This window comes from Blautia sp. MSK18_10 (assembly GCF_020553185.1).
Taxonomy (GTDB): Bacteria; Bacillota; Clostridia; order Lachnospirales; family Lachnospiraceae; genus Blautia_A; species Blautia_A wexlerae.
Window position 1 is genome coordinate 18717 of the sequence record NZ_JAJCGT010000011.1, and the last position, 23882, is coordinate 42598.

Annotated in this window: 26 protein-coding genes and 1 riboswitch; of the genes, 4 read left to right on the forward strand and 22 right to left on the reverse strand. The window is 41.8% G+C overall.

Features of this window, described 5'->3' with window-relative positions:
* Positions 1 to 183 precede the first annotated feature (183 nt).
* The 8 genes from aguB to LI074_RS17775 form a co-directional block, all read right to left on the reverse strand.
* The gene (gene aguB, locus LI074_RS06645; protein ID WP_055059926.1) at positions 184 to 1062 is read right to left on the reverse strand and encodes an N-carbamoylputrescine amidase; all 879 of its coding nucleotides are present in this window, start codon (positions 1060 to 1062) and stop codon (positions 184 to 186) included.
* A 100-nt stretch (positions 1063 to 1162) separates the two neighbouring features.
* On the reverse strand, positions 1163 to 2266 hold the full coding sequence (gene aguA / locus LI074_RS06650; RefSeq protein WP_055059925.1) for an agmatine deiminase: 1104 nt from the start codon (positions 2264 to 2266) through the stop codon (positions 1163 to 1165).
* A gap of 34 nt (positions 2267 to 2300) precedes the next feature.
* Positions 2301 to 3422: a carboxynorspermidine decarboxylase gene (gene nspC / locus LI074_RS06655; protein WP_173698016.1), complete on the reverse strand. Its 1122-nt coding sequence runs from the start codon at positions 3420 to 3422 to the stop codon at positions 2301 to 2303.
* Positions 3412 to 4692, reverse strand: a complete 1281-nt coding sequence (locus tag LI074_RS06660) for a saccharopine dehydrogenase family protein (protein ID WP_055059924.1) — start codon at positions 4690 to 4692, stop codon at positions 3412 to 3414. Before LI074_RS06660 ends, nspC begins: the two co-directional genes overlap by 11 nt.
* Positions 4689 to 5549: a polyamine aminopropyltransferase gene (gene speE, locus LI074_RS06665; protein WP_008708139.1), complete on the reverse strand. Its 861-nt coding sequence runs from the start codon at positions 5547 to 5549 to the stop codon at positions 4689 to 4691. The genes LI074_RS06660 and speE overlap by 4 nt, the downstream gene beginning before the upstream one ends.
* Before the next feature lie 2 nt (positions 5550 to 5551).
* The gene (locus LI074_RS06670) at positions 5552 to 7009 is read right to left on the reverse strand and encodes an aminotransferase class I/II-fold pyridoxal phosphate-dependent enzyme (RefSeq protein ID WP_022380826.1); all 1458 of its coding nucleotides are present in this window, start codon (positions 7007 to 7009) and stop codon (positions 5552 to 5554) included.
* Positions 7010 to 7177: 168 nt separating this feature from the next.
* Positions 7178 to 7312, reverse strand: a complete 135-nt coding sequence (locus tag LI074_RS06675; RefSeq protein WP_255610858.1) for a hypothetical protein — start codon at positions 7310 to 7312, stop codon at positions 7178 to 7180.
* A gap of 254 nt (positions 7313 to 7566) precedes the next feature.
* Positions 7567 to 7659, reverse strand: a complete 93-nt coding sequence (locus LI074_RS17775) for a DUF6783 domain-containing protein (protein ID WP_319792445.1) — start codon at positions 7657 to 7659, stop codon at positions 7567 to 7569.
* On the opposite strand from LI074_RS17775, the gene LI074_RS17780 reads away from it, so the two are divergent.
* The 3 genes from LI074_RS17780 (at position 7636) to LI074_RS06680 (ending at position 9922) form a co-directional block, all read left to right on the forward strand.
* Complete coding sequence (locus tag LI074_RS17780; RefSeq protein WP_319792444.1) at positions 7636 to 7689, forward strand: DUF6783 domain-containing protein; 54 nt, start codon at positions 7636 to 7638, stop codon at positions 7687 to 7689. The two genes, LI074_RS17775 and LI074_RS17780, sit on opposite strands and share 24 nt — an antisense overlap.
* A gap of 46 nt (positions 7690 to 7735) precedes the next feature.
* On the forward strand, positions 7736 to 7816 hold the full coding sequence (locus tag LI074_RS17785) for a hypothetical protein (RefSeq protein ID WP_306505412.1): 81 nt from the start codon (positions 7736 to 7738) through the stop codon (positions 7814 to 7816).
* A 170-nt stretch (positions 7817 to 7986) separates the two neighbouring features.
* A riboswitch (ZMP/ZTP riboswitch) is annotated at positions 7987 to 8072 on the forward strand.
* Between the two features lie 164 nt (positions 8073 to 8236).
* On the forward strand, positions 8237 to 9922 hold the full coding sequence (locus LI074_RS06680; protein ID WP_008708136.1) for a formate--tetrahydrofolate ligase: 1686 nt from the start codon (positions 8237 to 8239) through the stop codon (positions 9920 to 9922).
* Between the two features lie 108 nt (positions 9923 to 10030).
* Here the strand turns inward: LI074_RS06680 and LI074_RS06685 are convergent, their stop codons facing one another.
* Positions 10031 to 11473 carry an aspartate ammonia-lyase gene (locus LI074_RS06685; protein ID WP_173696912.1) on the reverse strand — a complete coding sequence of 481 codons (1443 nt, stop codon included), beginning with the start codon at positions 11471 to 11473 and terminating at the stop codon, positions 10031 to 10033.
* A 97-nt stretch (positions 11474 to 11570) separates the two neighbouring features.
* Here LI074_RS06685 and LI074_RS06690 point away from each other — a divergent pair, with 97 nt between their 5' ends.
* Complete coding sequence (locus LI074_RS06690; RefSeq protein ID WP_055059923.1) at positions 11571 to 12506, forward strand: LysR family transcriptional regulator; 936 nt, start codon at positions 11571 to 11573, stop codon at positions 12504 to 12506.
* Between the two features lie 111 nt (positions 12507 to 12617).
* On the opposite strand, the gene xylB is transcribed toward LI074_RS06690, so the two are convergent.
* The 13 genes from xylB to LI074_RS06750 all read right to left on the reverse strand — a co-directional run bounded on the left by xylB (position 12618) and on the right by LI074_RS06750 (position 23868).
* Complete coding sequence (gene xylB / locus LI074_RS06695) at positions 12618 to 14075, reverse strand: xylulokinase (RefSeq protein WP_022380823.1); 1458 nt, start codon at positions 14073 to 14075, stop codon at positions 12618 to 12620.
* Positions 14076 to 14219: 144 nt separating this feature from the next.
* Entirely contained in the window at positions 14220 to 15701 is a 1482-nt protein-coding gene (locus LI074_RS06700) for an L-fucose/L-arabinose isomerase family protein (RefSeq protein ID WP_008708129.1), read from the reverse strand.
* Between the two features lie 93 nt (positions 15702 to 15794).
* Positions 15795 to 16412 (reverse strand): DUF4867 family protein, encoded by a 618-nt coding sequence (locus LI074_RS06705; protein ID WP_008708127.1) that lies wholly within the window; start codon positions 16410 to 16412, stop codon positions 15795 to 15797.
* A 94-nt stretch (positions 16413 to 16506) separates the two neighbouring features.
* Positions 16507 to 17355: an AraC family transcriptional regulator gene (locus LI074_RS06710; protein ID WP_008708125.1), complete on the reverse strand. Its 849-nt coding sequence runs from the start codon at positions 17353 to 17355 to the stop codon at positions 16507 to 16509.
* A gap of 194 nt (positions 17356 to 17549) precedes the next feature.
* Positions 17550 to 17987, reverse strand: a complete 438-nt coding sequence (locus LI074_RS06715) for a GatB/YqeY domain-containing protein (RefSeq protein WP_019160637.1) — start codon at positions 17985 to 17987, stop codon at positions 17550 to 17552.
* 90 nt (positions 17988 to 18077) lie between these two features.
* A complete protein-coding gene (locus LI074_RS06720; protein ID WP_173698017.1) occupies positions 18078 to 20039 on the reverse strand; it encodes a DUF5107 domain-containing protein in 1962 nt (653 codons plus the stop codon).
* Positions 20029 to 20544 carry a hypothetical protein gene (locus tag LI074_RS06725; protein WP_173698014.1) on the reverse strand — a complete coding sequence of 172 codons (516 nt, stop codon included), beginning with the start codon at positions 20542 to 20544 and terminating at the stop codon, positions 20029 to 20031. Before LI074_RS06725 ends, LI074_RS06720 begins: the two co-directional genes overlap by 11 nt.
* Complete coding sequence (locus LI074_RS18135; RefSeq protein WP_330597679.1) at positions 20522 to 20812, reverse strand: hypothetical protein; 291 nt, start codon at positions 20810 to 20812, stop codon at positions 20522 to 20524. The genes LI074_RS06725 and LI074_RS18135 overlap by 23 nt, the downstream gene beginning before the upstream one ends.
* Positions 20793 to 21044 carry a metallophosphoesterase gene (locus LI074_RS18140; RefSeq protein WP_022380819.1) on the reverse strand — a complete coding sequence of 84 codons (252 nt, stop codon included), beginning with the start codon at positions 21042 to 21044 and terminating at the stop codon, positions 20793 to 20795. The genes LI074_RS18135 and LI074_RS18140 overlap by 20 nt, the downstream gene beginning before the upstream one ends.
* Before the next feature lie 99 nt (positions 21045 to 21143).
* The gene (locus tag LI074_RS06735; RefSeq protein ID WP_022380818.1) at positions 21144 to 21503 is read right to left on the reverse strand and encodes a TerY-C metal binding domain-containing protein; all 360 of its coding nucleotides are present in this window, start codon (positions 21501 to 21503) and stop codon (positions 21144 to 21146) included.
* Positions 21504 to 21540: 37 nt separating this feature from the next.
* A complete protein-coding gene (locus tag LI074_RS06740; protein WP_022380817.1) occupies positions 21541 to 22272 on the reverse strand; it encodes a hypothetical protein in 732 nt (243 codons plus the stop codon).
* A gap of 38 nt (positions 22273 to 22310) precedes the next feature.
* Positions 22311 to 23138 carry a PP2C family serine/threonine-protein phosphatase gene (locus LI074_RS06745; protein WP_022380816.1) on the reverse strand — a complete coding sequence of 276 codons (828 nt, stop codon included), beginning with the start codon at positions 23136 to 23138 and terminating at the stop codon, positions 22311 to 22313.
* 13 nt (positions 23139 to 23151) lie between these two features.
* On the reverse strand, positions 23152 to 23868 hold the full coding sequence (locus LI074_RS06750) for a vWA domain-containing protein (RefSeq protein WP_022380815.1): 717 nt from the start codon (positions 23866 to 23868) through the stop codon (positions 23152 to 23154).
* Positions 23869 to 23882 lie beyond the last annotated feature (14 nt).

Here is a 23882-nt window from a genome sequence, read left to right on the forward strand (position 1 = left end):
TGCCAGAAATACATGTCAAAACTCTACTGCTCGCTCCGTTATCAGTAACGTTCGTACTCTTATTTTACCATATATACCGCAGGTAGCAACTAATATAATCATAAACTTTTTATGAAATTCTTATAAACACATATATCGTTTTGGAAATAACACTGCAAATCCACTCGGATTCTCCTGCTTTCGTCATTTTCCGACAATTTTTGCATACATTTCAGGTCTGCGGTCTCTGAAAAGTCCCCAGTTCAGTCTATCTGCCTTTAATGCATCCAGGTCAAAAGTGCTTACAAGCACCCCCTCTTCCCCTCCGGGCAGTTCTGCACAGAGAGCACCTGTGTTGTCTGTGATAAAAGAAGAGCCGTAAAAATTAAGAGCAGATTTCTGCATTCCGTTTTCCGGACATGGCTCTACTGTTTCCTCACCGATTCTGTTGGCAGCGATCACAGGAATCAGGTTGGAGGCAGCGTGTCCCTGCATACATCTTCTCCAGTGTTCCATGCTGTCACATTCCAAGATGGGTTCACTTCCGATGGCAGTGGGATAAAAGAGAAGCTCTGCGCCCTGCAGTGCCATACATCTTGCCGTTTCCGGGAACCACTGATCCCAGCAGATTCCAACTCCAATGGTTCCAAATCTGGTATCAAAAACCTTAAAGCCGGTATCTCCCGGTGTGAAATAGAATTTTTCCTGATAATAATGGTCATCCGGAATATGTGTTTTCCGGTAAACGCCGAGATTCTTCCCATCTGCATCCAGAACCGCAACGCTGTTATAAGTATTATTGACCTCTTTTTCATAAAAGCTGACCGGGATCACAATCCCCAGCTCTGCCGCTACCCTGCTGAAATGACGCACTGCAGGGTTTTCCTCTGCAGTCTGCGCATATTCATAATACTCATATCTGCGCTCCTGGCAGAAATAGGGCCGTTCAAAAAGCTCCGGAAGAAGAACAATCTCAGCTCCCTTTGCTGCTGCCTGACGCACCAGTTCCTCTGCATGGGCAATATTTTTCTCCACACTTTTACTGCATTTCATCTGAACTGCTGCCACTGTTACATTTCTCATCCTGTCTGTTCCTCCTGCTCCTGTTTACATAAGTAAGTTTTTTCATAACTTTCAGGTATAACCCTCAAACACATGACTCTCAAAGTTTTCTGCATCAGGGTCAGATATTTTTTCCGGGAATCTGCTGGGTAATACAGTGAATATTTCCACCGCCGACAATGATGGCTCTGGCATCAATGGGATAAATCCTTCTTTCAGGAAAACACTTCTGCAGAATCTCCACTGCCCTTTTGTCATTTTCATCCCCAAACTGTGGAAGGATGATTCCTCCATTGGAAATATAGAAATTCACATAACTGGCAGCCATCCGTTCTCCTGCTTCCCGTTCGTCTTCTCCCTCTTCAAACACAAAGCCATCCACATCTTCCCGGGTAAGGCAGACCGGTTTCTGAGGAATCGGAAGCTTATGAATCTTAAATTTTCTGCCTTTTGCATCTGTTTCCTGTTCCAGCACCTTCAGATCAGCCAAAGACATGGCATACTGCGGATCTGTCTCATCCTCTGTCCATGCAAGCACAACCTCTCCGGGCCTTACAAAAGCGCACACGTTATCCACATGCTCATTGGTTTCATCCTGATAGATTCCACATGGAAGCCAGATAATCTTGTGGACACCGAGCCAGTACTTCAACTGTTCCTCTATCTGTTCCCTGCTCATCTGAGGATTGCGTCCCTGACTCAGAAGACAGGCCTCTGTAACGATCAGAGTCCCCTCTCCGTCAGAATGGATGGAACCGCCCTCCAGCACAAAAGGTCTGGCATCCAGACATGGACAACCGAGAGTCCTGCAGATAAAGGCAGCCACCCTGTCGTCCTTCTCCCAGTTCCGGTAAAGTCCATCAAAGTCTCCTCCCCACGCATTAAACTGCCAGTCAACTCCACAGACCGCCCCTTTCTCATCCAGAACCATGGTTGCTCCCACATCTCTGGCCCAGGCGTCATCTGTCTCGCATTCCAGCAAAGTCACACCGGAAACATTCCCAAGCTGATTCTTTGCATTCTCCATCTGAGCTTTGGAAACCAGCATATACACCTTTTCGCTCACTCCAATAGCCTCTGCAACTTTCACAAATGCTTTCTGTGCTTCCCTTGCCCCATAATTCCAGGAACCGGGACGTTCCGGCCAGATCATCACACATCCCTCATGAGGCTCAAATTCTCCGGGCATACGATATTTTGTTCTGTTCTTCTCTGTAACTTCCATGTCTGTCTCCTTTTCTTTGATAGCCCGGCAGATATCAGGAAAGCCGGCTCTTAAAATCTTCGTATCCGAAATGTCTGATAACCTCACACTCTCCGTCCTCATGCATAACCGCAATATCCGGCAGCGGCATACCGTTAAATGTATTATTCTTCACCATAGAATAAATCGCCATATCCATAAAATACAGCTTGTCCCCGATCCGGATCTCTCTGTCAAAGGAATAATCTCCGATCACATCTCCTGCCAGGCAGGTGCAGGAAGATAAGCGGTAGGTATATGCCTTCTCCCCTGCTTCCCCGCTGTCCTTAAGAGGCGGACGATAGGGCATCTCCAGCACATCCGGCATATGGCAGGCTGCAGAAGCATCCAAAATCAGCGTTCTGATCTCATTTTCCACAATGTCCATAACCTCTGTCACCAGATATCCGGCATTCAGGGCAACAGCCTCCCCGGGCTCCAGATAAATATCCAGATCATAGGTTTCCTTCATATGCTGAATACATTTTTCCAGGAGCTTTACATCATAATCCTCTCTGGTAATGTGATGTCCGCCGCCCATATTCAACCAGGAAACCTCAGACAGAAATTCTCCAAACTTCTCCTCTACTGCCTGCAATGTTTTCTCCAGGTCATCTGCATTCTGTTCGCAGAGCGTATGGAAATGCAGTCCGTCGATCCATTTCAGACATTCCCCGTCAAAGTTCTCTCTGGTAACCCCCAGCCTGGAACCCGGCGCACAGGGATCATAGAGTGCATGATCCCCCTGAGTGGAGCATTCCGGATTAATACGGAGTCCCAGACTGGCTCTGGTACACACATCTTTAAATTTCTTCAGCTGTGCTGTGGAATTAAAGATAATATGGTCACAGATCCGATCCAGTTCCTCTATATCTTCTGTACGGTAAGCAGGGGAAAAAACATGATTCTCTTTCCCCATCTCTTCATATCCAAGCCTTGCCTCAAACAGACCGCTGGCAGTGGTACCTGCCAGATATTTTCCGATCATGGGATACAGAGCAAAGCCGGAAAACGCTTTCTGCGCCAGAAGGATCTTACACCCGGTATCCTCCTGGACTTTTTTCAAAATCTCCAGATTCTCCCGCATCTTCTTCTCATCGATCACATAGCAGGGAGTTTGCAGTTGATCAATCTTCATTGGCTTTCCAGACCTTTACCAGTTCAGGATCTTCGCAGACTTTCCATGGAAGTCCCCATTTGTTCAGTGCTTCCATATATGGATCCGGATCAAATTCTTCCACATTAAATACACCCGGCTTCTTCCACTGTCCGGTCACTACCATCATGGAACCGATCATAGCCGGAACACCTGTTGTATAGGAGATTGCCTGGGATTCCACCTCTTTATAGCATTCCTGATGATCACATACATTATAAATATAAATACTTTTCTCTTTTCCGTCCTTAACACCTGTGAAAATACAGCCAATATTTGTTTTACCCACTGTTCTCGGACCCAGAGATGCAGGATCCGGCAGAAGAGCTTTCAAAAACTGGATCGGCACGATCTCCTGTCCATTAAATTCCACAGGTGCGGTGGAAAGCATTCCTACATTTTCCAGACATTTCATATGTGTCAGATAGCTCTGTCCGAATGTCATAAAGAAACGGATCCTCTGTACTCCCGGAATATTTTTTGCCAGTGATTCAATCTCTTCATGATGAAGAAGATACATATCCTTCTTTCCTACCTCAGGGAAATCGTAGACAGATTTAAATTCCATAGGCTCTGTTTCTACCCAATGTCCGTCTTCCCAGTAGGAACCATTTGCGGAAACCTCTCGAAGATTGATCTCCGGGTTAAAGTTTGTGGCAAAAGGATATCCATGATCACCGCCGTTACAGTCCAGAATATCAATGGTATGGATTTCATCAAAATAATGCTTCAGGGCATAGGCACTAAATACACTGGTAACACCCGGATCAAAACCGGTTCCCAGAAGAGCAGTCAGTCCTGCTTCCTTAAATTTCTCATCATAAGCCCACTGCCAGGAATAATCGAAATATGCAGTAAAGCCTTTTTCTTTACATCTCTTTTCGTAGATTGCACGCCATGTGGGATCTTCTGTATCCTCTGCTTCATAATTGGCAGTATCAATATAATCCGCACCGGCTTCCAGACATGCATCCATGATGGTAAGATCCTGATATGGAAGTGCCACATTCAGGACAGCATCCGGCTTATAGACTCTGATCAATTCTGCGACCTCTGCTGCATTATCCGCATCTACCTTTGCTGTCTCAATTTTTGTCTTCGTTGTACTTTCAATCTTCTCTTTGAGTGCATCGCATTTTTCCTTTGTCCTGCTTGCGATCATAATCTCTGTAAAAACATCGCTGTTCTGACAGCATTTGCGAATTGCCACTGAAGCTACCCCACCACATCCGATTACCAATAATCTGCTCATAAACTGTTTTCCTCCTCTTCCAGTAAATCTTCTACATATTTTGGAAGCATAAATGCTCCTCTGTGAAGGTTTGTTGTATAATACCATGTTTCTATATTAAGATTATCAAACCTCTCCGGCCTGAAATCTTCCAGTGGATGATATTTCTTTGATGCAAATCCAAAAAGCCAGTATCCCGAGGGACAGGTAGGGATATGTGCCTGATAAACCCTGCTCACCGGAAATGACCGGAAAACCTTTCTGTGCATCTTTCTGCATTCCACCTCATCCTCATCATAAAAAGGACTTCCATGCTGATAAACCATGATTCCGTCATCTCTGAGAGCCTTATAACAGCTTCCGTAGAATTCCTTTGTAAAAAGTCCCTCTGTATGTCCCAGCGGATCTGTGGAATCATTGATGATCAGGTCATATCTGGCCTTTTTATTCCGCAGGAACCGAAGGCCGTCTTCATAATAAATGTTGACTCTCTCATCCTTCAGTCCCTGGGCAATATCCGGAAACATCTCCGCACATACATCCACAAACATTTTATCGGATTCCACCACATCAATGCTCTCAATCTGTGGATAATGGATCAGTTCTCTGGCAACTCCACCGTCACCGCCGCCGATGATCAGAACATTTTTTACATTGGGATGTACTGTCATTGGCACATGCGTGACCATTTCATCATAAATAAATTCATCTTTATCAGAGAATACGATCTCACCGTCCAGAGCCACAAATCTTCCAAATTCTTCAGACTCAAACACATCGATTCTCTGAAATTCACTTTCCCCTGAAAATAACTGTCGGTTAATCCGGACAGAAAGCTTTACATTTCCTGTATGGAACTCGGAATACCATAATTCCATGATCAGATACCCCCTTTCAGGACCTGAAGATGTTCTACCTTCGGATCCTCCATTCCCTGCATGGAACAGCCTTTGTCTCTTGCATAAAGAATGTATTCTACAATTTCCTGTGTCACCATTTCTCCAGGAGCAAGAATCGGGATTCCCGGAGGATAACACATAACAAATTCACCGCTGATCCTGCCTGCCGCCTGTTCCATGGGCAGAGATTCTTTCTCCGCATAAAATGCCTGCTGTGGAGACGCCACCACTGCAGGTGCGATATATTCCCCGGAAAGCATACCTGTGCTGTCCTTCTTATACAGACGTTCAATATCAGCCAATGCCCCTACCAGTCTCTCAATATCCTGAAGCCTGTCTCCGATGGAAATGTAAGCCAGAATATTACAGATATCTCCAAACTCGATCTGAATATCATATTCATCTCTGAGAAGATCATAAACTTCAATACCTGCCAGCCCATTTCCCAGTGTATAAATGGAGAGTTTTGTAACATCAAAATCAAAAACACTGGTTCCATTGATCAGATCCATACCATATGCATAATAACCGCCGATCTCATTGATCTCCTCTCTGGCATACTGCGCCATCCCTGCAACCTTTTCAAAGGATTCCTCTCCCCTGAGTGCCAGATTTCTTCTGGAGATATCCAGACTGGACAACAGAAGATAAGAAGCGCTTGTGGTCTGAGTCAAATTGATGATCTGGCGCACTTTCTCTGCATTCATACTCTTATTCAAAAGCAGCAGCGAACTCTGTGTCAGACTTCCGCCGGATTTGTGCATGGAAACTGCCGCCATGTCAGCACCTGCCGCCATTCCGGACACAGGAAGGTTTCTGCCGAAATAAAGATGGGTTCCATGAGCCTCATCTGCCAGCACCTTCATTCCTCTTGCATGAGCCTTCTTTACGATAGTCCGCAGATCCGAACAGATTCCATAATAGGTAGGGTTATTTACAAGAACTGCCACCGCATCCGGATTCTCATCCATAGCCTTCTCCACCTGACTGACTTCCATGCCAAGGGAAATGCCCAGCTGCGCATTCACCTCCGGGTTTACATAAACCGGAATTGCACCGCACAGTACCAGGGCATTGATGGCACTTTTATGTACATTTCGCGGCAGAATGATCTTATCCCCTGCCTTGCAGACAGACAGGATCATGCTCTGCACTGCAGATGTGGTTCCTCCTACCATAAGGAATGCATGCGCTGCGCCAAAAGCATCTGCTGCAAGCTCCTCCGCTTCTCTGATCACCGAAACCGGGTGGCAGAGATTGTCCAGCGGCTTCATAGAATTAACATCCAGCCCCACACATTTCTCTCCCAGCAACTGTGCAAGCTCCGGATTTCCTCTTCCTCTTTTATGTCCCGGCACATCAAAGGGAACGACTCTCTTCTTTCGGAAACGTTCCAGTGCTTCATATATGGGCGCATGCTGTTGTCTTTCATAATCCATTTGACATGTTCCTCTTTTCCTGTCGTCATGTACCGGCAAATACAGTTCTATCATTCAGCAATTGTATACTGCCTCAAACCGGCACAATGATTCAATTATTTCTATATATATATTTGCTATATCTGCACAAAAAAAGAAGCAGATAAGTTCATTCACCATCTGCTTCTCTCATGATCTATAGAATTTCTCAGGCTCTGTCTCTTTATATACTGACCGGATTTCCCGTATAAATCCGTCTGTATCCTGTGCCTGTTCCCGTATTCTGAAATATTCATGACTGCTGTCGTCTTCAATCGCTGGCAAATATATGCTATGCTCTTATTGACCGTTTCACAAGATGATGTGTGCTTACGCACTGATTATTATAAAGTAATCAACTTATAAAATTTGAGCTTCTAACTCAATCAATAATGTGGTGTCTCCCACCCGGCAACTGCCCCGCCTGTCCGTATGGCTTAACATTCAGAAACTGTCTCTGAATGTGAGCAAATATTTGCATGAAAACGATAGTGTCTTTTCATACTAAAATTTAGAATAACATATCTTCTGAACTGTTGTCAATTCCATTTTCCATATTTTGCACTAGAGCGTGTCTGAAAAAGGCTTTCTGCAAGATGTGCGTCACAATTTGTGGGATATTTTGCCCGGATGAGGGCGCCGTAGCGGGCTACGGCAACTGAATTCGGGTGAAATATCCCGCAAAGTGGGGGCGTGCAGATTGCGGGAATGATTTTTCAGACACGCTCTAGCTTTACCCGCTTTTTATATTTTCTTCATTTATCAGGGAAAACTGTGTTTATTTTTTAACAATTTCTTCCCTTGAGAAAACGTATTTTCTTTCATTACCAGGGATTACGATTCTCTTCTCTTATCAATTTGCACAACTTTTATCCAGTTTACTCACATTTTTTGACGTTTCAACAAAAATTTTCTTGACATTTTTTTCTCAAAATGATATATTGTATTCATCAATTGAAAGAACCTTCGAGTACTGACGGAAAGAGTGGAGTGCAAACCACGTGGAGTCGGAGGTTTGCGGGAGCCGACCGTCTGGGCAGTATTTGAAATATTCAGATACTGGCCTTTTTTTATAACTTTCAGGGCAGAAATCAGGAATACCAGGCAGACCGGCCAATACTTCTTTCAATTAATAATTGTTGCTGATCGCGGAGTGAACAGCAACAGAAGTTTTTCATGTTATGCGGAAACGAAAGGAGAAAAACAATTATGGGATTCAAATCAGACATTGAAATTGCACAGGAATGCGAGATGCTTCCAATTACTCAGATCGCAGAGAAAGCAGGTATTGACGACAAATATCTGGAGCAGTACGGAAAATACAAAGCAAAAATCGACTACAATCTTCTGAAAGAAAGTGATAAGAAGGATGGAAAATTAATCCTCGTTACAGCTATCAACCCAACTCCAGCAGGAGAAGGTAAAACTACTACTACTGTAGGTCTTGCAGATGGTATGCAGAGACTTGGCAAGAGTGTTATGGTAGCTCTTCGTGAGCCATCCTTAGGACCGGTATTCGGTGTAAAAGGTGGTGCAGCAGGCGGCGGATATGCACAGGTTGTTCCTATGGAAGATATTAACCTTCACTTCACAGGTGACTTCCATGCCATTGGCGCAGCTAACAACTTACTTGCAGCTATGATCGATAACCATATCTTCCAGGGCAATGCATTAAACATCGACCCACGTAAGATCACATGGAGAAGATGTGTAGATATGAACGACCGTCAGCTTCGTAACGTAGTAGATGGTCTTGGCGGAAAGACAAACGGTATGCCTCGTGAAGACGGATACGACATCACAGTTGCATCTGAAATCATGGCAGTTCTCTGTCTTGCAAGCGACATCAAAGACCTGAAAGAAAGATTATCCAAGATCATCATCGGATATACATACGGAAAAGTTTCCGAGCAGAAACCTGTAACAGCAGGTGACCTTCACGCAGAAGGCGCTATGACAGCCCTGTTAAAAGATGCTCTGAAACCAAACCTTGTACAGACTCTGGAACACGTTCCTGCAATCGTACATGGCGGACCATTCGCAAACATCGCTCATGGATGTAACTCTGTAACAGCTACAAAGATGGCTATGAAGCTTGCTGATTATGCAATCACAGAAGCTGGTTTCGGTGCTGACCTTGGTGCTGAGAAATTCCTTGATATCAAATGCCGTATGGCTGGTTTAAAACCAAGCGCAGTTGTAATCGTAGCTACAGTACGTGCCCTGAAATACAACGGCGGCGTTGCTAAAGCTGACCTTAACAATGAAAACCTGGAAGCTCTTGAAAAAGGTATCCCGAACCTGTTAAAACACGTTTCCAACATCAAAAACGTATACAAACTTCCATGTGTTGTTGCTATCAACGCATTCCCTACAGATACAAAAGCAGAGCTTGACTTTGTAGAAGCTAAATGTAAAGAACTGGGCGTTAACGTTGCTCTTTCTGAAGTATGGGCAAAAGGCGGCGAAGGCGGAATCAAACTTGCAGAAGAAGTTATCCGTCTTGTTGAAGAACCAAACGACTTCTCCTATGCATATGAACTGGAAGGTTCTATCGAAGACAAACTGAACCAGATCGTTCAGAAAGTATATGGCGGTAAGAAAGTAGTTCTGACAGCTAACGCTCAGAAACAGGCGAAACAGTTAGAAGCTCTTGGCTTTGGCAACTGCCCGATCTGTGTAGCTAAGACACAGTACAGCTTAACAGATGACCAGACTAAACTGGGTGCTCCTACTGACTTCGAAGTTACAGTACGTAACCTGAAGATTTCCGCTGGTGCAGGATTCATCGTAGCTCTTACAGGCGAGATCATGACAATGCCAGGTCTTCCTAAAGTTCCGGCTGCTGAGAGAATCGACGTAGACGAGACAGGTAAGATCACAGGTCTGTTCTAATCCGGTTGAAATCAGTCGAATAATTCAAAAATATAAAAATCATATTTATATATGATATGTGTCCAGACGATTTTACAGGCGGGAAGATTTTCCCGCCTGTTTTTTTCTTTATTTTTTTATAAGATAATCTTTTCCGGAAATACCAGGTTCCGTCATATGGACCGGATCCAGAATGCGATTAAGTTCATCCTCGTCCATAAGCTTTTCTTTCAGAATCAGACTTCTTACAGATTCGCCTGTCTTAATTGCCTTTTTTGCAATATCCGCAGCCTTCTGATATCCAAGATGGGGGCTGATTGCAGTGATAATACCTACACTGTTTTCTACCAGATAACGGCATCTTTCTTCATTTGCCGTAATTCCTACAATACAATTATCCACCAATGTCTGGACTGCATAGCCAAGAGTATCGATAGACTGGAACATGCAATAGAAAATAATCGGCTCAAACGCATTTAATTCCAGCTGACCAGCCTCTGCAGCCATGGTAATGGTAACATCATTACCAATAATATTAAAAGCAACCTGATTCACTACTTCAGGAATAACCGGATTAACTTTACCTGGCATAATAGAAGAACCATTCTGTTTTGCCGGAAGATTAATCTCCCCAAAACCAGTACGTGGACCGGAGGACATCAGACGGAGATCATTTGACATTTTGGAAAGAGTTACCGCACATGCTTTCACAGCACCGGAAACGGCTACAAATGGATCCAGATTCTGAGTGGAATCAATCAAATCAAAGGCCTGTATAAAGTCCATTCCTGAGATTTCAGTAAGATTTGGAACAATTCTTCTCAGATAACCTTCATCTGCATTAATTCCCGTTCCAATAGCAGTGCCTCCCATATTAAGAGTCCGCATTTCATCCATTGCTTTATCCATTCTGTGGATATCACGCATGATTGCTACCGAATATGCCTTAAATTCCTGTCCCAGACGAATCGGCACTGCATCCTGCATCTGTGTACGCCCCATTTTTATTATGTGATCAAACTCTGTAGCTTTTTCATTAAGAGCATCATATAGGCGAAGAAGCTGTTTTTTCAGATTCTGCAACAAACGAAGAGAAGTCATTTTACCGGCAGTAGGAATAACGTCATTGGTAGACTGTCCACAATTCACATCATCGTTAGGATTTATAATTGTATAATCGCCCTTTTTTCCTCCCAGTATCTCAATCGCGCGATTTGCAATTACTTCATTGGCATTCATATTTAAAGATGTGCCAGCTCCTCCCTGAACAGGATCCACAATAAATTCATTATGGAATTTTCCTGAAACAATTTCATCACATGCCTGGACAATCGCCTGTGCTTTTTTCTTCTCAAGAAGCCCCACCTCACAATTGGTTATCGCTGCTGCTTTTTTTATGTATGCAAGACTGTTAATAATTTCCGGATGCATATTCAACCCCGTAATGTGGAAATTTTCAGCCGCACGTAAAGATTGTACTCCATAATATACATCTTCCGGAATATCCTTTACACCAATAGAATCCCTTTCTACACGATAGTCTGTTTTTTTCATAGTTATTCGCCCTCCCATGTATTTGCCCTCATTATATATCTCTGCTATAATATAATCAAATACATATATTTTTATAAAATATATAGTGTTTAAATTATATATCGGAGGAGTTTATATGTTTCAGGGAATGGAATACATCTATGAGGTCTACAAGGAAAAAAGCTTTTCCAAAGCTGCTGCTGCTCTTTTCATTTCGCAGCCTTCTTTAAGCGCCAATGTAAAACGTGTGGAAAACCGTATTGGCTATCCTATTTTTGATCGAAGTACCAAACCTTTACAGTTAACTGAAGTCGGAAAACATTATATACAGGCTGTTGAAAAAGTCATGGATATTGAAAATAATCTCGAAAACTACCTACTGGATCTGGGAAATCTCAAAACAGGAACTCTTAATGTAGGTGGCAGTAACTTTTTTTCTTCGTGGATTCTGCCTCCCCTTATTGCTGATTTTTCCCAAAAATTCCCCCATGTTCAAATTTCTCTTGTAGAAGAAAGTACAGCAAAGCTATCCCAGTTTCTCCAGGCCGGAAAGTTAGATCTGGTGATTGATAACTGTATTCTGGATAACCAGATTTTTGAACGTTATATCTACCAGAAAGAACAACTTCTTCTTGCAGTTCCCAAAAATTATTCAGTAAATACCAGACTGCAGAAATATCAGATTCCTATTGAGGAAATCCGGAACGGGCAGTTCCGTTCTTCTCATATTCCTTCTGTTCCATTAAACAAATTCGAGAACGAACCATTTATTATTCTTCGTTCAGATAATGATACCGGTAAGCGTGCACTTACCATTTGTCAGGAAAATCACTTTTCGCCTTCTGTAGTATTTCGCCTGGATCAGCAGATGACTGCCTATAATATTGCATGTTTGGGAATGGGTATCACTTTCATCGGGGATCTTCTGCTCTCCAGAGTTCCAACAAATTCAGAACTTGTTTTTTATAAGCTGCCCGGTCAGAGCAGTAAACGCACTGTGTTTTTTTACTGGAAGAAAGGCCGCTATATCAGCAGAGCCATGGAAGAATTCCTGAAGCTGCCCTTTTCCTGATATGTCATAATCAAATAGGCTATGGTGATTGGTCATCATCAGATGTACGTCAAAATGGGGTTGTTGTGCTAAATAAGCACAACAACCCCAGTATGTCAGGCAGATATTCGATTAGAACAGTGGCTTCATAGCCGGATACAGAGTTCTGAACTTCTGATATCTCTCTTCATATTTTGCAACCAGTTCAGGATCCGGTTCTACTGTATCAACAACTTTGGCAAATTTCTTACCGATGGTTTCTACATCCGGGTAAGCACCACAGCCTACTGCTGCCAGCATAGCTCCACCCATGGACGGTCCTTCTTCGTTCTCCAGAACATCAACCTTCAGGTTCATAACGTTTGCAATGATCTTCTTCCACAGTGGGCTCTTAGCTCCGCCACCGCAGATCTTGGTTCTCTCAATCTTGATTCCAAGGCTTCTTGCAACTTCCAGGGAATCACGAAGACCAAAGGCAACACCTTCCAGAACAGCCTGTGTCATGTCTGCTCTTGTGCTGTCCATGGACATCCCGAAGAATACACCTCTTGCATCAGGATTATTATGAGGTGAACGTTCTCCCATCAAATATGGAAGGAAGAATACATGATTCTCTCCCAGCTTCTGAATTGGAGCCTGCTCTGCTGCGAAATCCTTTGTCTGAAGAATCTCCTCTGCCCACCATTTGTTACAGGAAGCTGCGCTGAGCATGCATCCCATCAGATGATAGCTTCCATCTGCATGACAGAAAGAATGAAGTGCGTTATTTTCGTCCACACCAAAGTTTTTACTGGAAATAAACACAGTTCCGGATGTTCCAAGAGAAATATTACACTGACCGTCACCAACTGTACCTGTTCCTACAGCAGCTGCCGCATTGTCACCTGCACCTGCAACAACTTTTACATTCTCACTGAATCCAAGTTCTTTCGCAATCTCAGGTTTCAGAGTTCCTACTACTTCCCAACTCTCATACAGTTTCGGAAGCTGCTCTTCTGTGATTCCACAGATCTCCAGCATTTCTTTTGACCAGCAGCGGTTCTTCACATCAAGAAGAAGCATACCGGAAGCATCAGAAACATCTGTACAAAAAGAACCGGACAGACGATATGCCAGATAATCCTTAGGAAGCATAATCTTTACTACCTTCTTAAAGTTCTCAGGCTCATTTTTCTGCATCCAGAGGATCTTCGGTGCTGTGAAGCCTGCGAAAGCAATATTTGCTGTATACTGTGAAAGTTTGTCTTTTCCGATCACTGTATTCAGATATTCTGTCTCTTCGCCTGTACGTCCGTCATTCCAGAGGATTGCAGGACGGATTACATTATCATCTTTGTCAAGAGTTACAAGGCCATGCATCTGGCCACCAAAACCAATTCCTGCTACTTGAGTTCTGTCAATATCCTTTGTCAGTTCTTTCATGCCTTCCATGCTCTGTATGAACCAGTCCTCCGGTTTCTGCTCAGACCAGCCCGGATGTGGGAAGAATAATGGATATTCTCTGGATACGATGTTACAGATTTTTCCTGATTCTTCCATAAGAAGAAGTTTTACAGCGGAAGTACCAAGATCAATACCGATATAATACATAAGTGCGCTCCTTTTCTATTTCTAATCTAATACATCCCAGAGCAAAGCCCCGGGATGCCTTTAATATAGTGTCAGTTTATTTATTCTGTATTCAGATTCATTCACATCACATGAACATTAATAACCCGTTTTACTGATTTCTCATTAACCCCATGGATTCTCTGTCGGATATCTTACACCTGCCGGCTGGTTGTATCCAATCTTCTTAACATCCAGTCCAAGGAATTTCACTACCTCATAGAATGCTTTTCCGTAATGTCCAAACATAACTGCTCCATGATGCGGATAGTTGCCCTCGATCAGTACGTGACGGTAGAATCTTCCCATTTCTTTGATTGCGAAAATACCGATACCACCGAATGATCTTGTAGGTACATCCAGTACTTCACCTTCTGCAACATAAGAAACCAGCTCGCCCTCGGAATTGCACTGTAAACGATAGAATGTAATGTCAGATGCAGCGATATCACCTTCAAGAGTTCCTCTTGTGAAGTCTGGTTCAGATCCTGCCGGCTCAAGAAGTCTGTGCTGGATCAGCTGATATTTAACAGCTCTGGAATCACACATCTTGCATGCAGGAGTATTTCCACAATGGAATCCCATAAATGTATCAGTAAGCTTATAATCGTATTTTCCTTTAATATCTTCATCATAGATATACTGTGGAACAGAGTTGTTGATATCAAGCAGTGTAACTGCATCATTGGAAATGCAAAGTCCGATGTACTCGCTGAGTGCTCCGTAGATATCAACCTCACAGGATACCGGAATTCCTCTGGAAACCAGACGGCTATTTACATAGCAAGGTTCAAATCCAAACTGTGACGGGAATGCAGGCCAACATTTGTCAGCAAATGCAACGTATTTTCTTGCTCCCTTATGAGCCTCTGCCCAGTCAAGAAGTGTAAGCTCAAACTGTGCCATTTTCACATTAAGGTCAGCATAATATTTGCCTTCGCCCATCTCTTTTGCCATATCTGCACAAACTTCCGGGATACGAGGATCATTTTCATGCTCTTTGAAAGAAACAAGAAGATCAAGCTCTGAGTTCTCTTCAATCTCAACACCCAGCTCATAGAGGCCTTTAATAGGTGCGTTGCATGCGAAGAAGTCCTGTGGACGTGGTCCGAAAGTAATGATCTTAAGATTGCTGACACCGATGACTGCACGTGCAACCGGTACGAAATCAGCGATCATCTTTGCAATATCATCTGCTGTTCCAACAGGATATTCCGGAATATATGCTTTCAGATGACGCATTTTTAAGTTGTAGGAGCAGTTAAGCATACCACAGTAAGCATCACCTCTGCCGTTGATCATATCACCGTCACCTTCTGCTGCTGCTACATACATACAAGGTCCGTCAAATCTCTCTGCGATCAGAGTTTCAGGAGTTTCAGGTCCGAAGTTTCCAAGGAAAACAACCAGCGCATTACACTCTGCTTTGTTTACATCTTCAAGAGCTTTCTCCATATCCTTCTCGTTCTCAACAGTTACAGGACATTCATAAAGTTCACCTTTATAAGTTTCCTTGATTGCTGCACGTCTCTTTTCAGAAAGCTGAATCGGAAAACAGTCACGGCTTACTGCGATTAATCCAAGTTTTACTACTGGTATATTGTTCATAATATAAATTCCTCCATATTTGATATGTATTTATATGATTTTGTTATTCATTTACTATATTCTGATACTCTACTGCCACAGATTCCGAGCAACTCAGTCAATGGTGATATTCTCTCCACGAAGTCCGTTTACTGCACCCTCGATTGCCGCATCTTCATGTGCAATGAGCCATTTGTTCTTAGCTGTCAGCAGGCTGTCCTCGCCTGTCTTAGCTGTCTCAAATGTAAGATCTGTATTGGTTCCTGCCGGAAGTACGACTACACACTGGAAACCGCCATCCTGTACATTGCATGGCGCATAATGAAGTGTAGTTGCATATACTTCAATACCTGTTCCTGCAGGTACCAGGAATGCTTCGATCTTAGAAGTATCATATGTAAAATCATCTGTGATATCCTGCTGGCTTCCGATAAGCAGCACCAGATCTGTTACCGCTACATTGATCTCTGAACTGCGGTGATATTCTACTGCATTTAATTTCTTATTATGTCCGTTGCAGTATCCAATTTCGATCGGGATTCCGCCAAATCCTTTATTCTGCAGTGCTTTTGCTACATCCAGAGCTTCCAGCTCCTCAACAGATGGTACATAAACCACATCATCCGGAACCGGTGTATGTTTCATTTCTTTGAGAAGAGCACTGAAGTCATACCCTTCAAGCACCTTTCCATATTTACGGAAGGAAGCATCTGTTACATTCTGAATTTTCACTTCAAAAACCTCCTTATATTCTGTAGATATTACGTTTTCTTGACTGTGCTTAGAATATATCAGAATAAAGGGTACTTTTCGCCAGTTTTCTTGTCTAATCTATAGCGTTTTTTTGACCTTTTTCATTTATCTGTTTTCGCATCTCACTTGGAAGTACCCCATATCTTTTCTGAAATTCCCCGGAAAAACCCCTGCTGCTGCAAAATCCATTATCTAGTGCAATCTGACTAATTGTATGGTCTGTATTCAGCAAATCCCTGTACGCATATGCCATACGGATATCCTGCAGATAAGTTTTATAGTTGATTTTTGCATATTTTTGGAACATTCGCGACAAATATGCATCCGAGTATCCAAAAGTAGCCGCCACATCAGAAAGCTTCAGTTCCTCCCTGTAATGCTCACGCATATATGTGGTGATTTTTGACAATGCATCCAGACGGCGGCTGTGTCGGATATCCTTCTCCCTGGTCTCTGTCACACGGTAATCCTTCACCAGGATATACATAATCTCGTAAAAAATAGAAATTGTCCGGAACTCATATCCAATTTTCCGCTCGGAATACACATGATATAATTTACGAAGCAAAGAAGCCAGTTTCTTATCCACCAGCTCCTCCTGCCCCCGAAAACGGATATATCTCTGAGCAGTAAAATAATTCTCAAACTGTTTCAGAGGAATCTGCAGAACTACTGTTTTATTTTTCTCCACAGCATGGATAGAGTGGGTCTCATTGGAATTAATGATTATCTGCTCTCCAGCTTTCAGCGGATATTCATCCTTATTTACAAAAAAATCCAGGCGCCCCTCCATCACAGCAAAAATCTCTACAGACGTATGCCAGTGCTTCTCACGCACATAATTGCCATTTCCTCCTTCAAAAAGAAAAACCTTAAACGGAAATCCCTCATTAGGAATGATCAGTTCATGCTGAAACTCCATATATATATATTCACCTCCTAATAAAATACCGCAGTATCCGGACATTCCAGCATACTGCGGCTATTTTGATAACTATCCAGCTTTCTGCATACCAAATCTGCTGGATGATCCTATTCTTCACATAGTCCCACCCACTGCTTATTGCTTTTCGCAATTGAAGCAGGGGACTTACTTGATTCGGTTAAGATAACACATTATTTGCAGAGCTCTGCCACAACCTGATTAATCACCTTTCCGTCTGCTTTTCCCTTCATATCAGCCATAACAGCCTTCATGATCTGACCCTTATTTTTCGTCGCAATCACATCTGCAAATTTTTCTTCCAGATATGCTTTTACCTCTGCTGCATCCATCTGTTTTGGCGCATATTTGGCAATCACATCATATCTTGCCTGGTATTCAGCCTTCAGATCCTCGCGGCTCTCCGGACAGGTATCCAGCTGTTCTTTCACAGTTTTCAACTCTTTCAGAATAACTCTGTCCACCAGATCACTCTTAATCTCATCACGGCATCCCTCATCGATCGCTACCTTCTTTACCGCAGAGATCAGAGAGGAGACTGCTTCTTTTGTTACTTTATCTTTGGCTTTCATAGCTGCAACCATATCTTTTCTTAATACTTCTAATTCCATTTTATATTCCTCCTCGTTTCCTGTATGATTCTTTATCTCAAATCATCTTTCTATCCATCAGCATACCACTATTTATCTGAAAATCCAATGCTAATTTGCCTGGAAATTAAATTTATGTGGAAGTTTTCCCTCTTTTTTATAGACACTTTTATACAATTCTTTCCAGACTTTCCCCAGGGAATCCTCTCCTTCACGAATATCCTCTGGTATGAGACCACCTTTACTTTCCAGTAGATCAAGCGCCTTTTTATCTTGTTTCAGCCCATGAAGTGCCTGGACATACCCAAGTTTCAGTCTGCTGTCTTCTTGTTCTTCTTTATCCAATTTCCGATAGAAATGACTTAATTCTTCATATTTCTCTGCCAGCAAAAGAATTCTGAATCCTTCTTTCAGATAGGACAGTTCTTTTCGCTCAAACGCCATTCCCTGAAGGATATATCTGCCAGCCTGATCCTTTTCATTCTGCATCAGTTTTACACAGCTAAGACCATGGAATGCCCATGCACTTTCTCTCAATTTGAGCGAATCCTCAAAAGCTTTCTCTGCCTTCCCGTAGTCTTCTTTTCGATAATATCCCAGCCCAAGCTGATAGTACGCATACCAGCTCTGTGCATTTTCTTCCATATGAGCTTCCAGAAAATCTACATTTGTCTCATCTATCATAAATTCATCTGGTGCTTCCAGTGGTTTCGGACAATGCAAAATTCCTGTTTCAAAAAAATGCTTCCATTTTTCCAAACCTGCCTCTTCTTTTGAATTTTCAGCTTGAGATTCATTTACAGCTTTCATAGAAAATTCCAGATGTTTTGTACTTTCTCCATGCACTGTAAGTGCCCCATATCCGCTTCCTCTATATACTGTCTGCGCTTTCTTTCTTGACGTCTCTTTTGATGTTTCCAGTTTCTCTTTCAACTTTTCGTGAAGTCCTGTCTCAAGAATCTTTTCGGTTACCAGAACTGTACGTTCCCTGTATTCTTTCTCCAGCACATCTTCAGAAATCTGAACAGAACCATACTGTTCCATCCACTCCCAGGCTGTGTGAGGCGCCATCGGAATACATCCATACTGTGTCTTTCCAAGTCCTGCCTGAATCTCCAGATAACGTCCTGCCTTATCTGTGAGATACTCCTGCCAGTGATTAGACGCATCCTGATTTCCCCAGGAAAAAAGCTTTCTGCTACGTAAACGATCTGTCGAAATCTGCAATAAACCATAACCGGTTTCATCTATATTTGCTATATATTTCGGACATCCAGCCGGAATATCAAAGAAGTAATCTACAGATTTTTTTATAGCAGTATAATCAGAGATATCGATATTCTCTACTATCGGAAGATCTACCTTCGTAACCTGTGTTCCTCTTGATGTAAATGCCTGTACTGCCGGCACAACAACTCTTCCGTTTTCGTATTCCGGAACCGCCATATTACTCCACCAGTACATTGGTACTACTTCTTTTCCCTCGTTTACAATACGCATCCGGCAATTCAAAAAGCTGCTGTCTTTTTCCAGCCAGAAGTCCATCTGATAAGTCACTTTTCGAATACGCTCATATTCATACATACGCAGAACCGGTTCCCCATCTTCATTAACAGTCTGTGCGGTGTAAAGCGGTTCAGTTGTAAAAGGATTATGTCCGATAATACCTATGTTCCATTCCACACCTCCGCTAAACCAGGCGTTACGTACTGCCAGATTACTAAACTGCAGAACATCATTAGTATACAGCAGGTTTCTTCCTGTATATTTATCCCAGAGTTCCCATAACCTGCCTCCGAATTCCGGAAGAAATACAGCCTTTAAATATCTGTTCTCAAGAACTGCTGTATGTATTTCCATCTCCTTAAGCTCTCTTGTATAAGTGTTCCTCTGCCGATATGGATAAGCACTTTTTACGCGTCCATATCCTTCATAGATCTCATCTGTTTCGTCCAGATGAAATTCCAGCTGATTCTGCATAGTCAGTTCTCCAAGGAGATCTGGCACGCAGCTCTCCTTTCCCAGATCAGCCATTCTGATTTTTTTTGTCTCAAATCTTAATTCAGACACCATCAATAATCCCCCGTTTCATTGTACTTTCCAATTCCTCCATCTGCCCCAGGATCAGTTTCTGTCTATCATCAAACAATAGTCCCTTATTATGACGATAATACTGATCTGAACCATTTTCCCGGATAAACCAGATACTGTAAAAGTTTGCATTTAATTCTGTAATAAATGCTACCATTTCCTGGCTGTCTCCAAAAGCCGCCTCCATAAAATCAAAAACATTCTGCAATGTCTGAGCAACCGTTTCTGTCTGCTTTTCCAAGTCATCTGCCTCTCTGGAAAAAGCTTCCTTTACTTTCTCGTAAATATCACATTCGGCCTGCGTTATTCCTTCCATCTTCAGCCAGATATTTTCCAGAAAAGTATTCACTCTGAGAAACGTTTTCTCCTCATTTCGAGTCAGCAGTTCTGCTTTTCTTGCTGACTCCAGATCATTCTCCGCTTTCTGACAAACTGCCTTCAGAGAAATATTTGCAAGGTTGTCTCTATAATATACCATATATTTCATACAGTTTTGTTATGTAAGAATCTGTTAAATAACATTCTGTGAACAGCTGACTTAATTTTCCGTTTAAAAGCCCCACCAGACTTAAGTGTTCGTCCATCTCTCCGATACTGGTAGGCGGATAATGCAGAAACATAATAAATTTCTCATACCCCGCTGCCCTTGCCACCTCAAAAGAGTAGCGCAGCCTCTCCAGCTTTCCCTTAAACATCTCGTTTAATTTCTCCGTCTTCTTCGCATCCCAGAACATATCATGATTTCCACGAAGCAAAATCTTCCTGCCCGGCAACGCCATAATAAAATCCAGATCCGCCTGACACTCCTCCAGATTCCGCCCCCAGGAATGATCCCCCCGTGATCACAACAGTGTCACGCTCCGTTACTTTTTTCTTCCAGTACTTCTCGATCTTAACTACATGATTCTTCCATCGCTTGTCAAATACGTCCATTGGTTTGTTGACCGTAAAAGACAGGTGGAAGTCACCGATTGCATATAGACTCATATTATTTCTCCGTAAAGTATGTTTTTGCTGTTTTGTGCGCATCGAAATTCTCAAATCAGTCAAAAAAACTTTTGCTATATTTAAAGCCTCTTTAATGTCTTACATATCCTCACCAGATTGAAATCCATCCCCCTCATAATCCACTAATGTTCCTGATTCTCCACACCATTCGCAAACGAACTCCCCAGCTTTATAATTATTGCAATTTAACTTTCCACATTCACAAACTACAAATAATTTCGTCCTACAATATGGACATCCTGGATAATTCTCTGTGGGATAAATATTTCCAATAATCTGCGTGTTTTCATATCCTTCTCTTTTCGCCGATGTCTCTTTTATTTTAAAAGCCCATGTATATTTCCACCCATCTTCACTCTTTTCAAAGCGGACTCCGTAGGTTTTCTTTCCTTCTTTACATTTACATAAAGCTATCCTAGCGTCTCTTTTAGGATTCATATTGCCTATCCTCTTATCATTTATTTTTATGTATTTCTTATATAAATACCAGTTTAAGCTTCATCTCATCTGTATAATAGTCTTTATCATTTATAACATAACGTAATTTTAATGCTAAATCATGTATGTCTTTTACTGCCTGTACCCCACAATATTTACATTTTTCTAAATCCACACTGAAACCAATGATTTTCTTATATCCCGCCTGACTATATGCAAACGTATTTATACTAAATCCAATTCCATTAACCACAACAATCTCATCATAGAAAGTGATTTTTTCATCCGTTTTATTTTGCGCAATAAATTTAATCGATAATCTATACGGATTATCTCCTCCTACTATTTCAATTCCCAAATATGTCATTTCAACATTTTTATCTTTATACACAAGAGAATTAATGTCAAATATATTATCCTTCATCACTATTGGATTTTCGTTACTTATTTTATTATCCGTTGACTCGATTGAATCGTATAATATCCCCAATCCATCAGCCCAACTATATATTGCCTCTAATCCATATATAGAAGATGTTCCGTAAAGTTTTTCTAAAATAGAAAGATAATTCTTTATATCCTTCTTTTCAATATAATTTAATTGCCTCATTTGCAAAGCAATTCCTGATTCCAATACTTCTATTAATATATTGACCTCTCTGCTCATTTCTGGATAGATATCTCGAAGAATATTTTTTAATTTTCCCTTATTATTATTCACTACATCTGGATATTTCTGCAATATTGGTTTCAAATCTATTGTATTCATTCTTTTTTCTCCCAATCACATCACATAATAATCAACTTTCAGCCTTCAAAATACAACATCAAAAGTGTAATATCATCCCCACAACCCAGCTCACTTGTTTCTTCTAACCATTTGTTTAAATTACATTTTATATCTTTCTCGCGATGATCTATAAATAAATTATAATAATCTTGGCAAGTCTTTTTAAATTCGTTGGAATCAATATAACTATTAGCCAGTCCATCTGTTGACATAAAATATAATCTAGGTGTATGTTCCAAAATATCATTCTTTACAATGCTTGTAACAGATTTTTCCCATGCATTCTTTCCGCTAAGAGAATGTGTTTCAACCCCTAAAATATGATCTCCATCTATTACAGTTCGAACTCCATTCGAATCTACACACATGATATCCCCGTCACCCATTTGGTATGAAAAAATAAATTCATCTGTAATTAACATTCCCAACAATGTACAACCATACATTTTATATACCGCTGACCAGTTAATTTTTCCATTTATATCCTTAGGCGTATTAGATGATATTTTTGTATTGTTTTCTTGAATTGCCCGTATTTTCCATTGCCATGCTCTCTCAATATTTTTTGAAAAACTGACTTCTCCTTCTCTATGAAGAAATGTTGTAAGATTTTCTAACTGTCCACGATATTCTTTTAAATACTCTTTAACCACATCGTGAAACACATTTGTAGCAGAAATTGCACCAGTCCTGCTGTAAGGACAGGATTTACTCCCGTGTCCGTCTGCGACTGCCAGAATTATATACTCCTTCTGTACATCCACTTTAAAAAAATCCTGACACTCTTTTCCAGTTCTCTTATGTGATGCTCCCTGAATAGATTGCCCCAAACAGATTTTTCTCATTCGAATACACTCCTTACCACACATCGTCTCCATCAATATCTGGAATATTATCAACCATATCTACTACAACCGGATTCGAAACAGATATTCCATCATTATTTTTCTCACCTGCCGAAGCAATGCTTGCAGGAGAGGATACTACGGAGGCTGCGGTTGAAGCCCACTTTATCATTTTAACTAACATTTCCGCATTATTTGCCTGTAACACTAATTCTCTATTTCCAGTAAACTCTGCAAGAACCTCATCATCCGCATCCTGACCTATAGAAATTGCTATCTTAACAGCTTTTTTACCCCATGGAAGTTTCTTTAACTTTTCCAATGCTGTTTTGTAATCATCCGTTGGTTGTCCATCAGACAATAAAACTAATACTGGCGGAAGCGCCCTTTCTCCAAGCTGCTCTATCGATAATTGTGCTGCCAATAAATCATAGGCCTCACCAAGGTCAGTCACTCCTCCAGCTTCCAAATCATCCCATGCATACTCTTCAATATTCACTGGTGCACTTGTAATCCATGAAGCACCTGTAGAAAACTTTAACGCTCTTACCATTAACTGCGCATTGGGATTATTATCTGCTGCATTTTTCATCTCTGGAATCACTTCTCTGATGGCACAGTTAACAGCTCCAATTTTATCGCCATACATTGAACCAGAACAATCAACAATCCAGAAAAAATGTAATGGTCTACTCGCTAACTTACCACCTGGTCTTCTCATTTCACTCATTTTTCTCTTCCTCG

Coding starts and splice junctions, on each gene's coding strand:
- aguB (WP_055059926.1), bottom strand. CDS start 1,062: ATGAGAAATGTAACAGTGGCAGCAGTTCAGATGAAATGCAGTAAAAGT.
- aguA (WP_055059925.1), bottom strand. CDS start 2,266: ATGGAAGTTACAGAGAAGAACAGAACAAAATATCGTATGCCCGGAGAA.
- nspC (WP_173698016.1), bottom strand. CDS start 3,422: ATGAAGATTGATCAACTGCAAACTCCCTGCTATGTGATCGATGAGAAG.
- LI074_RS06660 (WP_055059924.1), bottom strand. CDS start 4,692: ATGAGCAGATTATTGGTAATCGGATGTGGTGGGGTAGCTTCAGTGGCA.
- speE (WP_008708139.1), bottom strand. CDS start 5,549: ATGGAATTATGGTATTCCGAGTTCCATACAGGAAATGTAAAGCTTTCT.
- LI074_RS06670 (WP_022380826.1), bottom strand. CDS start 7,009: ATGGATTATGAAAGACAACAGCATGCGCCCATATATGAAGCACTGGAA.
- LI074_RS17785 (WP_306505412.1), top strand. CDS start 7,736: ATGATTTTTCAGACACGCTCTAGCTTTACCCGCTTTTTATATTTTCTT.
- LI074_RS06680 (WP_008708136.1), top strand. CDS start 8,237: ATGGGATTCAAATCAGACATTGAAATTGCACAGGAATGCGAGATGCTT.
- LI074_RS06685 (WP_173696912.1), bottom strand. CDS start 11,473: ATGGGAGGGCGAATAACTATGAAAAAAACAGACTATCGTGTAGAAAGG.
- LI074_RS06690 (WP_055059923.1), top strand. CDS start 11,571: ATGTTTCAGGGAATGGAATACATCTATGAGGTCTACAAGGAAAAAAGC.
- xylB (WP_022380823.1), bottom strand. CDS start 14,075: ATGTATTATATCGGTATTGATCTTGGTACTTCCGCTGTAAAACTTCTT.
- LI074_RS06700 (WP_008708129.1), bottom strand. CDS start 15,701: ATGAACAATATACCAGTAGTAAAACTTGGATTAATCGCAGTAAGCCGT.
- LI074_RS06710 (WP_008708125.1), bottom strand. CDS start 17,355: ATGGAGTTTCAGCATGAACTGATCATTCCTAATGAGGGATTTCCGTTT.
- LI074_RS06715 (WP_019160637.1), bottom strand. CDS start 17,987: ATGGAATTAGAAGTATTAAGAAAAGATATGGTTGCAGCTATGAAAGCC.
- LI074_RS06720 (WP_173698017.1), bottom strand. CDS start 20,039: ATGGTGTCTGAATTAAGATTTGAGACAAAAAAAATCAGAATGGCTGAT.
- LI074_RS06725 (WP_173698014.1), bottom strand. CDS start 20,544: ATGAAATATATGGTATATTATAGAGACAACCTTGCAAATATTTCTCTG.
- LI074_RS18140 (WP_022380819.1), bottom strand. CDS start 21,044: ATGAGTCTATATGCAATCGGTGACTTCCACCTGTCTTTTACGGTCAAC.
- LI074_RS06735 (WP_022380818.1), bottom strand. CDS start 21,503: ATGAATCCTAAAAGAGACGCTAGGATAGCTTTATGTAAATGTAAAGAA.
- LI074_RS06740 (WP_022380817.1), bottom strand. CDS start 22,272: ATGAATACAATAGATTTGAAACCAATATTGCAGAAATATCCAGATGTA.
- LI074_RS06745 (WP_022380816.1), bottom strand. CDS start 23,138: ATGAGAAAAATCTGTTTGGGGCAATCTATTCAGGGAGCATCACATAAG.
- LI074_RS06750 (WP_022380815.1), bottom strand. CDS start 23,868: ATGAGTGAAATGAGAAGACCAGGTGGTAAGTTAGCGAGTAGACCATTA.